The following is a 13,091-nucleotide window of genomic DNA, read 5'->3' as shown; positions in this document are numbered from 1 at the left end:
CGAACCGGAGCGGGAGTTTTTTCATGGCGGGTCGGATCAGTGCCGCGGGATTGCGCAGGCAGGTCTATTTCTGGCTGCTGTTTGCCGCCTTTGTCGCGCTCTTTCTCTATGTTTTCCGCAGCATATTGCTGCCCTTCGTCGCCGGGATGGCGCTGGCCTATTTCCTCGATCCGGTTGCCGACCGGCTGGAGAAGCTTGGTTTCAACAGGCTGTGGGCGACGACCACGATCATGCTGTCCTTCCTGGTGATCGTCATCGCCGTGCTGTTGCTGTTCATTCCGCTTCTGGTGTCGCAGGCCTATGATGTCGCCCAGCAGGTGCCGAAATACATGCACCAGCTTGAGCAGTACCTGGAGACGACCGAGTTTTCCAAACTGATCGACTGGGGCAACGACCAGCTTGCTTCGCTCAGCGAGAATATCGGCAAGATGCTGTCGGGCGGCGCCTCGATCGCCGGTCAGGTGTTCGGCAGCATCTGGAACTCGTCGATGGCGGTGGTCAATCTCGTCTCGTTCTTCGTGCTGGCGCCGGTGATCGCCTTCTACCTTCTGCTCGACTGGGACCGGATGGTCCAGAAGATCGACCAGTGGATACCGCGCGGACAGGTGGACGATGTCCGCTACCTCGCCCACGAGATCAACGCGGTGATTTCCGGCTTCGTGCGCGGGCAGGGGTCGCTCTGCCTCATTCTCGCGATCTACTACGCGATCACGCTCAGCCTCGCGGGGCTCAATTTCGGCGCCCTGATCGGGATTTTCGCCGGTCTTGTCAGCTTCATTCCCTATCTCGGCTCGACCTCCGGCCTGATCCTGTCCATGGGCGTGGCGCTGTTCCAGTTCTGGCCGGATTTCTGGATGATCGCGCTGATCTTCGGGATCTATCTGTTCGGCCAGTTTCTGGAAGGCAATGTGCTGCAGCCCAAGCTGGTCGGCTCCAGCGTCAGGTTGCATCCGGTCTGGCTGATGTTCGCCCTGTTCGCCTTCGGCGTGCTGTTCGGCTTTGTCGGCCTCTTGGTCGCGGTGCCGGTGTCGGCGGCCGTCGGCGTGCTGGTGCGCTTCGCGATCGATCGCTATCTTACCAGCGATCTCTACTGGGACGGTATCGAGCACCATGCCGAAGAGCCTTCGCCGGTTGTTGAAGAGGGGAAGTGAGCCTGACCGTGCTGCGTGAAAAAGCGATGCAGTTGCCGCTGGAGCTTGGCCACGACCCGGCGGCCGACCGCGATCACCTGTTGATCTCGCGGTCGATCATGCCGGCGATCGACCTGATCGACCGCTGGCCGCACTGGCACACGCCGGTTACCGTGCTCGTCGGTCCGCCGGGGTCGGGCAAGACCCATCTGTCGACCATCTGGAAGGGACTGAGCCAGGCCCGCCCGGTGACGGCGGAGCTGAGGGAAGGGCGCCCGGTCGCAGCCCGCCACGGCGCGTTCCTGTTCGAGGATGCGGACCGCGAAGCCTTTGACGAGACCGGCCTGTTCCATCTGATCAACACGGTGCGCCAGCATGGCGGCAGTCTGCTGATCACCGCACGCTCGCTGCCGCAGCTCTGGCCGATCACGCTGCCCGACCTGAAATCCCGGCTTGCCGCCGCCACCACGGTGGAAATCGGCGCGCCGGATGACGCGCTGCTGCAACAGGTGATCTTCAAGCTGTTCGCCGACCGACAGCTCGAAGTCGACGACCGTCTCGTCGCCTATGTCGTCACGCGCATGGAGCGCTCGCTCGATGCCGCAAGCCAGATCGTCGATCAGATCGACAAGCTGGCGCTGTCGCGCAACCGCCGCATCACCCGGGCGCTGGCCGCTGAGGTGCTGGCCGCGCGCGAAGCCATCTGAGGCACTGCGGAACCGGTGGTCACTCGCCTTCGTCGAACAGCCGGAACTGGGTGAGGTCGGCATCTTTCGGGGGCGTGAGGCCGAGATGCTTCCAGGCGGTTGCCGTCATCACCCGTCCGCGCGGGGTGCGCTGGATCAGGCCCTGCTGGATCATATAGGGCTCGATGATATCCTCGATCGCGTCGCGCGGCTCGGAAAGCCCCGCCGCGATCGTCTCGATCCCCACAGGCCCGCCGCCGAAATGCTGGCAGATCATGTTGAGATAGCGCCGGTCGAGCTGGTCGAGCCCCATATGGTCGACCTCAAGCCGCGTCAGCGCCTCGTCGGCGATCGCGCGGCTGACCTCGGTTGCGTCCGCCACTTCGGCGAAATCGCGCACCCGGCGCAGCAGCCGGCCGGCGATGCGCGGCGTGCCGCGGGCGCGCCGCGCGATCTCTCGCGCGCCGTCATCGCTCATGCCGAGCCCCATCAGCCGGGCGCCGCGTCGGATGATCAGTTCCAGCTCCTCGACGGTGTAGAAGTTGAGCCGGACCGGAATGCCGAACCGGTCGCGCAGCGGCGTCGTCAACAGGCCGAGTCGCGTGGTGGCCGCGACAAGCGTGAACTTCGACAGGTCGATCTTGACCGAACGCGCCGCCGGGCCCTCGCCGATGATCAGGTCGAGCTGAAAATCCTCCATCGCCGGATAGAGGATTTCCTCGACCGCAGGGTTGAGCCGGTGGATTTCGTCGATGAACAGCACGTCGCGCTCTTCGAGATTGGTCAGAAGAGCGGCCAGATCGCCGGCCTTGGCGATCACCGGGCCCGAGGTCGAGCGGAAATTGACGCCGAGCTCCTTGGCCATGATCTGGGCAAGCGTGGTCTTGCCGAGCCCCGGCGGGCCGACGAACAGCACATGATCCAGCGCTTCGCTTCGCCGTTTCGCGGCCTCGATGAACACCTTCAGATTGGCGCGCGCCTCCGCCTGGCCGGTGAAATCGTCCAGCGTCTGCGGCCTCAGCGCCGCATCGAGGTCTTCCCCGCGCTTGTCCGGCGAAATCAGACGGTCGGCTTCACTCATGTCAACAATTCCATTCCCGGTATGGCGGCGGCTGCGGTGCGGTCGAGCGTCATCGTGGCATGGCAGCCGGATTTTGTGTTTCGAAGCGCGATCAGGATATCGGGAAATTCGGCCGGCGTACGGTTCATCAGATCCAGCGCCTCTTCAACCTGCCATTCATCCTCGACCTCGATATCGCGCGCCTCCAGAAGATCTGCGATCGCCGCTGCAAGTTCGGCGCGTCCCACCCTTAGCCGCTTCCTCAGGAACCAGGAAAACTCCATCAGCGTGATCGCGTTGATATGGCCCGGCCCGCGCTCCGGCAAGCTTTCCATCAGCCGGTCCACCCGCCGGCATTGCTCGGCGTCGTCCTGCAGAACCAGCCGAAGCAGTATATTGGTATCGAGGCCGATCATGACCGCTCGGCGACATGTTCTGCAACCGCCTCACCGACGGCGTCTTTCATGTCTTCCAGCGTGACCGGCTCCCTGTCGGCATCGTGGAAGCGGCCCTTGAGGTCGCTCGCCTGCCTGTTCTTCGCCCGCACGATGATTTCGCCGTCGCGGATGATGTAGCGTATACGGTCGCCCGGTTTCAGGTTCAGCATCTGGCGCACTTCAGCGGGGATCGTCGTCTGTCCCTTGGAAGTCAATGTGCCGTAAAACACGCTCATGCTCATTTTCCTTACCATCCAGAATTTGTAAGGAGTATCCTATCAGGAAAGGATCACTGCGACAATTCCTTCAGGCCGAGCCGGATCAGGGTTGCGCTCGCGGCATCCTCGCCGGCCTGTTTCAGCGCGGCGGAGATGGCTCCTGCGGCCTGGTCGCGGGAATAGCCGAGATTGGTGAGCGCGGAGATCGCATCGGAGACGGCGGCGGGCGCGGCGCCTTCGCCGACCTCCCTGCGGAAGGAAATCGCCTCGCTGTCGCCGATCGAGAGCCCGGCCGGCACCTTGTTCTTGAGTTCCGTGACGATCCGGGTCGCGACCTTGGGCCCGACGCCCGGCGCGCGCGATACCGCGGTCTTGTCGCCAAGCGCGATCGCATTGGCGATCTCGCCCGCCGACAGCGTCGACAGGATCGCCAGCGCCACCCGTGCGCCGACGCCCTGAACGCTCTGCAGCAGGTTGAACCAGCCGCGCTCCTCCGCGCTCATGAAGCCGTAGAGCCGCAACTGGTCCTCGCGCACAAAGGTCTCGATGAACAGCACCACCGCCTCGCCGGGCGACCCGATGCGCGACAGCGTGCGCGCCGAACAATAGGCGACGTAGCAGACGCCATGCACATCGACCACGACATGGTCGTCGCCGATCTCGTCGATCACGCCCTTGAGCTTGCCGATCATGCAGATTTTTCCTTCCGACGTGACGCCTTCACGCGTATGCCTCTGTCATTGTGGTGTGACGCCCCGTCCACCGTTTGTCGTTTCATCGACCCCATCGCCACTTGCCGATCTCCCCCTTGAGGGGGAGATGCCCGGCAGGGCAGAGAGGGGTGCAGCGCACGCCCGATACTCTGTATTCGCGGACAATATTCACCCCCCTCTGTCGCTTTCGCGACATCTCCCCCTCAAGGGGGGAGATTGGTTGCCGTGGGGCCGTTTCTTCCTTACCCCGCCGCCATGGCCGCCTTCATCATCCTGTTGCCGCCGCGATTGTGGCTGTGGCAGATGGCGATGGCCAAGGCATCCGCCGCGTCGCTGCCCTTGAACTGCACGCGCGGCATCAGAACTTTCAGCATCATGTGGATCTGTTGCTTGTCGCCGTGGCCGACGCCGATCACCGCCTTTTTCACCGCGTTCGGCGCGTATTCGGCCACGGGAAGTCCGGCGAGCGAGGGCACCAGCAGGGCTATGCCGCGCGCCTGGCCAAGCTTCAGCGTCGCCACCGCGTCCTTGTTGACGAAGGTCTGCTCCACCGCCGCCTCGTCCGGGCGGAAGCCGTGCACCACTTCCGACAACCCGTCATGGAGCTGGCGAAGGCGCGAGGGCAGGTCCAGATCGCCATCGGAGGTGACGGTGCCGGAATCGATGAACTTGAGCGCGTTTCCCAGCGTCTCGATAATGCCCCAGCCGGTGCGCCTCAGCCCCGGATCGATGCCTATGATGCGAATCGTCTTTTCCATGAATTCACCCTATCGTTCTTGCCCCGAGGCTTCCAGATAAAAGTGAACAAAACAAAAACATGCGGAGCGCCGACCGAGCGTTCCGCATGTATCGCGTCAGGACGATGTAAGCGATCAGGCCGCGATCGCGTCGAGCCGTTTCAGGTGTTCCTCGCCGAGCGTCAGTTCGGCGGCGGCGATATTGTCGCGCAGATGCGCGCGTGAAGATGTGCCGGGAATGACGAGGATATTCGGGCTGCGCTGCAACAGCCACGCGAGCGAGACCTTCTGGATGGAGGCATCGAGCTCCCTTGCGACCTGGTCCAGAATGTCAGCCTGATAGGGCAGGAAGCCGCCGAGCGGGAAATAGGGCACATAGGCGATGCCCTGGTCGGCGAGGCTGTCGATCATCGCATCGTCGTCGCGGTGGATCAGATTGTAGTGGTTCTGCACGCAGACGATCGGGGCGATATCCTGGGCAATCTTCACCTGGGGCGCGGTCACGGTCGAAATGCCGATATGCCCTATAAGCCCTTCCTCCTGCATCCGCAGCATCGCCTTCATCGGCTCAACGAGTTCCCGATCCTCGCTGAACCCGGTGGCGCTGCCCATGCGCAGGTTGACGATCGCGATCCGGTCGAGCTTCAGCCGCTCGAGATTGTCCTCGACGGATTTGCGCAGGAAATCCGGCTCGTGGTTCATGTTCCAGCCGCCGGCGTCATCGCGCCAGCCGCCGATCTTGGTGACGAGCGTGAGATTGTCGGGGTAGGGGTGCAGCGTTTCGGCGATCAGCCGGTTGGTGACGTAGGGTCCGTAGAAATCGCTGGTGTCGATATGGTCGATGCCGAGCGCGAGCGCCTCGCGCAGCACCGCGCGGCATTCGTCCGGATCCTTGGGCTCGCCGAAGACATGGGGGCCGGCGAGCTGCATTGCGCCGAAGCCCATGCGGTTGACGGAAATGTCCGTTCCGGGAAAGGTGAAGCGGCCGGCGGCCGAGGCTGGAGAGGTCATTGGAGTGCTCCTTGTGCTTTCATGGAGCGGATATAGGCGACGGAGGATCGCTTGATAATCCGTACAATTGCGAATACGGTGATCGGTATGGCGAACAATAAACCGCTACCCTCCTTCGACGACCTGCTGACCTTCCTCGTGATCGCCCGCACGGGCGGATTTCGCGCCGCGGCCAGGCGGCTCGGCAATTCGCCCTCCACGGTCAGCGAGACGATCACCCGGCTGGAAGAGGAACTTGGCGTGCCGCTGATCATCCGCACCACCCGGAGCGTTCACCTGACCGAAGCCGGCCGGGCGCTGGCCGATCGGCTGGAGCCGGTGGTCGCGGAAACCCGCTCGGCCATCGCCGATGCCACCAGCAGCGAGGGCACGGTGCGGGGGCGGCTGAAGATCCAGGTTCCGGGCGCGGTGATGGAGGATATTCTTCCGCCGATCCTCGACGGTTTCGCCAAGGCCCATCCGGAGGTGCGGGTCGAAATCCTCGTCGACGACCGTTTCACCGACATGATCGCCACCGGTTGCGACGCCGGCATCCGCTATGGCGAGCACCTGGCGCAGGACATGATCGCGACGCCGATCGGCCCGGCCCGGCAGCGCTCCGCGCTTGCCGCAGCGCCGGAATACCTGGCCCGTCGAGGGAAACCGCTGCATCCGCGCGACGTGCTCTTTCACGACTGCATTCGAATGCGTTTCGCTTCCGGGGCGCTGACGGATTGGGAATTCGAAAAGGACGGCGAAACGCTGCGGCTCGATCCGACCGCCCGGCTGATCATCGCCACGCCCGGCTGGCGCGCCGCTGTCAAGCTGGCGATCGCCGGCCACGGGTTGATCTACAGTTTCCGCAACTGGCTGGAACCGCATTTCGAAACCGGCGAACTGGCGCCCGTCCTGGAGGACTGGTGCCCCGATTTCGAAGGACCTTTTCTCTATTATTCCAGCCGCCTGACCCCGCGCCCGCTGCGGGCCTTCATCGATTTCGTGGCTGCACAACGGCGACAGGCCGGCGAGACAGGGTAGCGAGCAGTTTCTTCGGCCATCACGACAGCCAGACTTTGCAAACCGGCTTGTCAATCCCTAATTATGTGTCAAAGACACACATTCCGGGACAGGATTTTCCATGACCAAATTCTCCATTCTCGACCTTTGTCCGGTTGTCGAAGGCGGCACCATTTCGCAGGCGCTGGATGCCACGCGGCAGATGGCGAGGAAGGCCGAGGAGGCGGGCTACACCCGTTTCTGGCTCGCCGAGCACCACGGCATGGCCGGCATTGCCAGTGCCGCCACCTCGCTGGTGATCTCGGAGGCCGCGCGGGCGACCAGCACCATCCGCGTCGGCTCCGGCGGCATCATGCTGCCCAATCACTCGCCTCTGGTAATCGCCGAACAGTTCGGCACGCTGGAAGCGCTCTATCCGGGGCGCATCGATCTCGGGCTCGGACGCGCGCCGGGAACCGACATGAACACGGCGCGGGCGCTGCGCCGCAATCTCGACGCCGGAGCACAGACCTTCCCGAACGACATCGTCGAGTTGCAGCAGCTGATGGACGATCCGGTCGAGGGGCAGCGCCTGCTTGCCAATCCGGGGGCAGGGGCCAAGGTTCCGATCTATATTCTCGGCTCCTCCACCTACAGCGCGCATCTGGCGGCCATGCTCGGCCTGCCCTATGCCTTCGCCTCGCATTTCGCGCCTGACATGCTGTTCGAAGCGCTTCACATCTACCGCACCAATTTCAAGCCTTCGGCGCAGCTCGAAAAGCCCTATGTGATCGTCGGCGTCATGGGCGCGATGGCTGATAGTGATGACGAGGCGGATTATCTGTTCACCTCTGCGCTGCAGAGCTTCGTGGCGCTGCGCCGCAATGCCCGCGGCAAGACGCCCCGGCCTGTCGAAAGCATGGACGGCATCTGGACCGAGATGGAGAAGATGTCGATCGAGCACACTTTCCAGTTCGCCGTCGTCGGCGGTCCGGAAAAGGCGAGGGCCAAGATGGAGCGCTTCGTTGCCGACACCAAGGCCGACGAGGTGATCATCTCCGTGCCCGTGCATTCGGTGGAAGCGCGGCTGAAGGCCGTCGGCATGTTCGGCGCTCTGCGCGATGAGCTTAAAGAGGCGGCGTAATTCCGCCTATTTCGGGAACACGAAGCTGACCACGGCCCGGAGCCCCCAGCCTTCCGGGCCGTTATCGGGCGCGGTCGCCCAGTAACGCGCGCCAAGCGTCAGGCTGATCGGCTGTTTGCCGGCCATCACCAGTTTGCCGATGGTGAAGTCGATCGGCACGATCCAGTCCTCGCCCACCCAGTCATATTCCGCCTCGCTGGTGAGCGAGAAGGTCCAGGCCGATCTTGTGTTGTAGGAGATGAAGGGCTGGGTCATCGTGGTCGAGATGCGGCTCCGGTCCTCCGCGCCGGCAAAGGACCAGACGTGGTTGGCGAGAAGTCCGCTCGTCCATGGCCCGTGTTCGAAGGCGACGACCCCGGTCGGCCCCGCGCCCCATTTTTCGGTTCCGAGCAGGTCGTCGGTTGCCGTGGGCAACAGCAAAACCGGCCCCGCACCCCAGATCAGCCCGTCGACGCCGCTGTCGACCGGCGAGATAAACAGCGACAGCAACGTGTCGCCCAGGCCGAACTGGTCGCCGGAAGGACCGGCGATATCGCTTTGCTGCTCGAAGGGCACGATGGTGCGGCTGATCAGGTTCCAGTCCGCGTTCAGACTGAAGGGGATGATCGGCTGAACATTGAGCTGCAACTGGTCGCCCTTTTCAGGGCCATAGCCGCGATCATAGTTGAACTGGAACGGCAACACCGTCAGCGGCGCGACCGGATTGGAAAGCTGCTTGGCCAGGTCGGCCTGGGCATCGTCCGCCAGCGCACGGCCAGCCATCAACGCAAAGGCCATTGCGCATACTGCCGCGATGAAACGCATCTTCCCCTCCACCACAACCCCAACGTAAAAGTCAGTTCAATCCTATTCTCTCAAGGTTGCAAGCATCGCCAACCCATGGCGCTACCGACTTTGCACGTTTTCCGCGCATGAGTGCAGATTCGCAACGCTGTCCGCAGCCCGTGCCACCGGCAACAAAAAAGCCGCCGATCAAAGTGACCGGCGGCTTCAAATGTCGAGACTGCGAAAGGTCAGGCCGAAAGCTTGGCCATGACCTCGTCATCGACCTCGAAGTTCGAGTAGACGTTCTGGACGTCGTCGTCGTCTTCAAGATTATCGATGAGCTTCATCAGCGAGGTGGCGCGTTCCTCGTCGACGGGGATGGTGTTCTGCGGCTTCCAGATCGCCTTGACGCTTTCGGCCTCGCCGAGCGCCTTTTCAAGGGCGGAGGAGACCTCGTTGATATCCTCGAAGCCGCAGTAGATGGTGTGGCCGTCCTCGTCGGAAACGACATCCTCAGCGCCGGCCTCGATCGCGGCTTCCATGATCGCATCGGCGTCGCCGGCTTCGGGCTTGTAGACGATCTCGCCGACATGATCGAAGGAGAAGGCGACCGAACCGGTTTCGCCGAGCGCGCCGCCGGCCTTGGTGAAGATCGAGCGAACGTTGGAGGCGGTGCGGTTGCGGTTGTCGGAGAGCGCCTCGACGATCACGGCGACACCGCCGGGACCATAGCCCTCGTAGCGCACCTCATCGTAGTTCTCGGCATCGCCGCCGGCGGCCTTCTTGACGGCGCGTTCGATATTGTCCTTCGGCATCGACTGCGCCTTGGCGTTCTGGATCGCCAGGCGCAGGCGCGGGTTCATGTCCGGGTCCGGCGTGCCCATCTTGGCGGCGACGGTGATTTCGCGCGCAAGCTTGGAGAACATTTTCGAACGGACCGCATCCTGCCGGCCCTTGCGGTGCATGATGTTTTTAAACTGTGAATGGCCAGCCATGGCTCCGCCCTGTCTTTGTTTGTCTGAATGCGCGCCCTTATACGGGCGGCGGGCCGCGCATTCAAGCCCGCGCGCGTTACCAAACGCCCTGCAGAAGCAGGATCTGCGGCGGGCGCGGCAGCGAGGCGAGCGACAGGGTTACGGTGCGGCTGTCGGAATAGACCACGTCGTAGTCGCCCTCGAACATGGCGGCGAAATCGCGCACGCGCGGGCCGGTGCGGTGCATCGGCAGCACCAGCGAGGAGTGCAGGCGTTCGATCACGTTTCTCATGCTTTCGGCGCCAAGCGTCAGTCCACCGTCAACGGGCACCATGACCACGTCCAGCCGGCCGATCTCGGCGATATGGCTGTCGGCGAGTTCGTGGTGGAGATGGCCAAGGTGCCCGATGCAGAGGTCCGCCACCTCGAAGATGAAAATCGAATTGCCGTCCTCCTCGAACGCGCCCCAGGCACGGATATCGGTGGTGACGTTGCGGATATAGACGTCGCCCACGACCAGGTCATGGTCGATCGGCTGGCCGGGCGTGTCGCCCCAGCCATGCAGCACCATGCCGATGCCGGGATCGGGCGTCAGCGTGAAATGGCTTTCATGCGCCTTGTTCATGGTCGCGACATCCGCCGGGCCGCCGGGCAGCAGAAAGCCGGAATAATCGGTGGCGATCCGCACCCCGCCGGGGCTTTCGATCAGGAAGGTCGAATGACCGATGAAGCTGATCGAGACTTCCGGCGCCTCGTAGGCGACCGGCACGAAGCTTGCGAATTTCACTTGCGGCAGGCGTTCGGCGATCGCCTGGCATTGGCTGACGGGCGGGCGCGCCTCCTGGGCGACGCCCGTTGCGGCGAGCGCCAGAAACGCCGGGATAAGCATCGCGCATGAGCGAAGCATTGCCATTCCCCAGATTGTCCTGATCGGGCCAGTGTGCGGGAGAACCGCCGAAAGGTCCATGTGGGCCGGCGTTCCGGTTCATCACACATTCGTGATTGCCGGCATTGTCGGCGGCTGAAAATGTCTCCGCCGCTTACTTGCTTTCGGCGCGAAATTTCCCCATCTCGAAGGCCGATCTGGGTCACTGCGGAGAGCGTGCGGATAATGCGTGAAAAGGTAAAGGCTTGGATGAGTTCCCGTTCCTGGGAGGCCTTCATCCTCTCCGTCATCGTCATCAACGCCATCACTTTGGGTTTCGAGACGTCCGAAACCGTCATGCAGAGCTTTGCCGGCCCGCTGCTGCGCTTCTTCGACGCTCTGGTGCTCACCATTTTCGTGATCGAGATCACGCTGCGGCTTTATGCCCACAGGCTGCGCTTCTTTCGCGATCCCTGGAGCCTGTTCGATTTTACGATCGTCGCGATCAGCCTCATTCCGGCCAGCGGCCCGCTTCAGGTGTTGCGCGCGCTCAGGATCCTTCGGGCGCTGCGTCTCCTGTCGATGATCCCGTCGCTCCGGCGCGTCATCGGCGGGCTGGTGGCGGCCCTTCCCGGCATGGGATCGATCATCGTGCTGATGGCGCTGGTGTTCTACATCTTCGCCGTGATCGCGACCAAGCTCTATGGCGAGGCGTTCCCCGAATGGTTCGGCTCGCTCGGCGCGTCGATCTATTCGCTGTTCCAGATCATGACGCTGGAAAGCTGGTCGATGGGCATCGTCCGCCCGGTCATGGATGTCTATCCGAATGCCTGGCTATTCTTCGTCCCCTTCATCCTGTCGACGGCGTTTACCGTGCTGAACCTGTTCATCGGCATCATCGTCTCGGCCATGCAGAAGGAGCATGAGCAGGAACTGCTGGAGGAGAGCCGGCAGGCGCGCGAACCGGAAATGCTGCAGATATTGTCCGAACTGAAGGCGCTGAGGCAGGAGGTGGCGGCGCTGAGAAACGAGCGGTCCGCGACGTGAGCGCGGGCCTGGAAGGATGACAAAGCAATAAGCTTTGACCATCATTTCTCATGAGCCCTTCCGTCTTGTGTCATGCTCGGACTTGATCCGAGCATCCAGGCGGTTTAAGTCGCTGAATTTGCAAAGTCTTATGACAACCCCTTGTCAGGCGGCTTGGATCCTCGGGTCAAGCCCGAGGATTGTTTGTCGGATCTGCGCTATTGTTGTGATGCAGCTGCGGACCGTTGGCTTGCCCGCAGCTGCTGCAACAGCCGACCGTCCGAGTATTGGGTGGAATACCCGCTGTCATCAAGGTCACTGTTGCACCGAGCAACCGCTTGAAGAGTTGATTGGGCCGCTGATTGCCACGCCCGCAAACAATCCCAAGCATGCCTTGAAAGGATAGCATCGCCATGGTCGTTTTGCATCACCCTCCGCACATCTGTCTTGGTTGCGACGTTGCAAAGGACACGATCGCCGTTTCCTGCGGCGGTCCGGCCACCGTCATCGCCAATCGCAGCAGGGATATTCGTCGCTTCCTGCGAAACTGCGAGGCAGATCTGGTCATCTGCGAACCCACCGGCGGGTATGAAACCGTCCTGATCGAAGAGTGCCTGCGGCGCGGCCTTGCCGTCCACCGGGCCGATACGCGCAGGCTCAAGGCCTTCATTCGTTCGCGTGGACGGGTCGGCAAGAGCGATGCGATCGATGCCCGGGAAATGGTCGCCTATGGCATGGAACGCTGGGCAAGCCTGTCCCTGTGGCAGGCTGAAAACCCTGAAGAGGCAAGGCTCAAGGCCCTTGTGCGCCGCCGCGCCGATCTGGTCGCCATCAGGGTCGCCGAGCAAAACCGCGCCATGGCGCCGGGCGGACGTGAACTTGCCGTCACCTTCAAGGCCATGCTCGCTGCCATCAATCGCCAGATCGCGCTGCTCGACAAGGAAATCCGCATGCTCATGCGCAGCGAAGCCTTTGCAGCCAGGGCCAGCATCGCAATGGCGATGACCGGCATCGCGGAGACAACCGCCGCCGCCCTGATCGCCACAATGCCCGAACTCGGGACGCTGGATCGAAAGAAGGCGGCGGCGCTGGCCGGCCTGGCGCCGCACCCAAACGAGAGCGGCAACTAGATCGGTTACCGGAGAATGCGCGGCGGCAGACCCGTCATGCGCACCATCCTGTTCATGCCGGCCATGCAGGCCGCCCGCGGAAGGGGCGAGTTCGCCGCCTTCTACAAGCGCCTTGTCGAAGCCGGCAAAAAGCCAATCGTCGCGATCGCAGCAGTCATGCGAAAAATCGTCGTGATCCTCAATGCAAGGTTCACAGAGAAAGTCATCCAACAGAGTTGAT

Annotated in this window: 16 protein-coding genes; 7 read left to right on the top strand and 9 right to left on the bottom strand. The window is 62.9% G+C overall.

The window, feature by feature from the left end:
- Positions 1–23: 23 nt before the first annotated feature.
- Positions 24–1,151 (top strand): AI-2E family transporter, encoded by a 1,128-nt coding sequence (locus Mame_RS18315; protein ID WP_026173926.1) that lies wholly within the window; start codon positions 24–26, stop codon positions 1,149–1,151.
- Between the two features lie 26 nt (positions 1,152–1,177).
- The gene (gene hdaA, locus Mame_RS18310; protein ID WP_051085180.1) at positions 1,178–1,837 is read left to right on the top strand and encodes a DnaA regulatory inactivator HdaA; all 660 of its coding nucleotides are present in this window, start codon (positions 1,178–1,180) and stop codon (positions 1,835–1,837) included.
- Positions 1,838–1,856: 19 nt separating this feature from the next.
- Here hdaA and ruvB read toward each other — a convergent pair whose 3' ends face one another.
- From ruvB to Mame_RS18280, 6 genes are all read right to left on the bottom strand, one after another.
- Positions 1,857–2,897 (bottom strand): Holliday junction branch migration DNA helicase RuvB, encoded by a 1,041-nt coding sequence (ruvB, locus tag Mame_RS18305; protein WP_018067402.1) that lies wholly within the window; start codon positions 2,895–2,897, stop codon positions 1,857–1,859.
- Positions 2,894–3,292, bottom strand: a complete 399-nt coding sequence (locus Mame_RS18300) for a PIN domain-containing protein (RefSeq protein WP_018067403.1) — start codon at positions 3,290–3,292, stop codon at positions 2,894–2,896. Before Mame_RS18300 ends, ruvB begins: the two co-directional genes overlap by 4 nt.
- Complete coding sequence (locus Mame_RS18295) at positions 3,289–3,549, bottom strand: AbrB/MazE/SpoVT family DNA-binding domain-containing protein (protein ID WP_018067404.1); 261 nt, start codon at positions 3,547–3,549, stop codon at positions 3,289–3,291. Before Mame_RS18295 ends, Mame_RS18300 begins: the two co-directional genes overlap by 4 nt.
- A 53-nt stretch (positions 3,550–3,602) precedes the next feature.
- Positions 3,603–4,223: a Holliday junction branch migration protein RuvA gene (gene ruvA, locus Mame_RS18290; RefSeq protein ID WP_018067405.1), complete on the bottom strand. Its 621-nt coding sequence runs from the start codon at positions 4,221–4,223 to the stop codon at positions 3,603–3,605.
- Between the two features lie 263 nt (positions 4,224–4,486).
- Complete coding sequence (gene ruvC / locus Mame_RS18285; protein WP_018067406.1) at positions 4,487–5,002, bottom strand: crossover junction endodeoxyribonuclease RuvC; 516 nt, start codon at positions 5,000–5,002, stop codon at positions 4,487–4,489.
- Between the two features lie 114 nt (positions 5,003–5,116).
- A complete protein-coding gene (locus tag Mame_RS18280; protein WP_018067407.1) occupies positions 5,117–5,992 on the bottom strand; it encodes an oxidoreductase in 876 nt (291 codons plus the stop codon).
- Between the two features lie 87 nt (positions 5,993–6,079).
- Here Mame_RS18280 and Mame_RS18275 point away from each other — a divergent pair, with 87 nt between their 5' ends.
- Together Mame_RS18275 and Mame_RS18270 are read left to right on the top strand one after the other, a co-directional pair.
- Positions 6,080–7,009 carry a LysR family transcriptional regulator gene (locus tag Mame_RS18275; protein WP_018067408.1) on the top strand — a complete coding sequence of 310 codons (930 nt, stop codon included), beginning with the start codon at positions 6,080–6,082 and terminating at the stop codon, positions 7,007–7,009.
- Between the two features lie 100 nt (positions 7,010–7,109).
- A complete protein-coding gene (locus Mame_RS18270; protein ID WP_018067409.1) occupies positions 7,110–8,111 on the top strand; it encodes an LLM class flavin-dependent oxidoreductase in 1,002 nt (333 codons plus the stop codon).
- 6 nt (positions 8,112–8,117) lie between these two features.
- On the opposite strand, the gene Mame_RS18265 is transcribed toward Mame_RS18270, so the two are convergent.
- From Mame_RS18265 to Mame_RS18255, 3 genes are all read right to left on the bottom strand, one after another.
- A complete protein-coding gene (locus Mame_RS18265) occupies positions 8,118–8,915 on the bottom strand; it encodes a hypothetical protein (RefSeq protein WP_026173927.1) in 798 nt (265 codons plus the stop codon).
- A 209-nt stretch (positions 8,916–9,124) separates the two neighbouring features.
- Entirely contained in the window at positions 9,125–9,871 is a 747-nt protein-coding gene (locus Mame_RS18260; RefSeq protein WP_026173928.1) for a YebC/PmpR family DNA-binding transcriptional regulator, read from the bottom strand.
- 76 nt (positions 9,872–9,947) lie between these two features.
- Positions 9,948–10,757, bottom strand: a complete 810-nt coding sequence (locus Mame_RS18255; RefSeq protein ID WP_051085181.1) for an MBL fold metallo-hydrolase — start codon at positions 10,755–10,757, stop codon at positions 9,948–9,950.
- A 204-nt stretch (positions 10,758–10,961) separates the two neighbouring features.
- On the opposite strand from Mame_RS18255, the gene Mame_RS18250 reads away from it, so the two are divergent.
- The 3 genes from Mame_RS18250 to Mame_RS27375 all read left to right on the top strand — a co-directional run bounded on the left by Mame_RS18250 (position 10,962) and on the right by Mame_RS27375 (position 13,090).
- The gene (locus Mame_RS18250) at positions 10,962–11,762 is read left to right on the top strand and encodes an ion transporter (protein ID WP_026173930.1); all 801 of its coding nucleotides are present in this window, start codon (positions 10,962–10,964) and stop codon (positions 11,760–11,762) included.
- Positions 11,763–12,154: 392 nt separating this feature from the next.
- On the top strand, positions 12,155–12,871 hold the full coding sequence (locus Mame_RS18245; protein ID WP_236953506.1) for an IS110 family transposase: 717 nt from the start codon (positions 12,155–12,157) through the stop codon (positions 12,869–12,871).
- A 15-nt stretch (positions 12,872–12,886) separates the two neighbouring features.
- A complete protein-coding gene (locus Mame_RS27375; protein WP_236953505.1) occupies positions 12,887–13,090 on the top strand; it encodes a hypothetical protein in 204 nt (67 codons plus the stop codon).
- The last annotated feature ends 1 nt before the right edge of the window (position 13,091 follow it).

Origin of the sequence: Martelella mediterranea DSM 17316 (assembly GCF_002043005.1) — a bacterium.
GTDB lineage: Bacteria > Pseudomonadota > Alphaproteobacteria > Rhizobiales > Rhizobiaceae > Martelella > Martelella mediterranea.
This window is presented reverse-complemented; position numbering and strand designations above follow the sequence as displayed.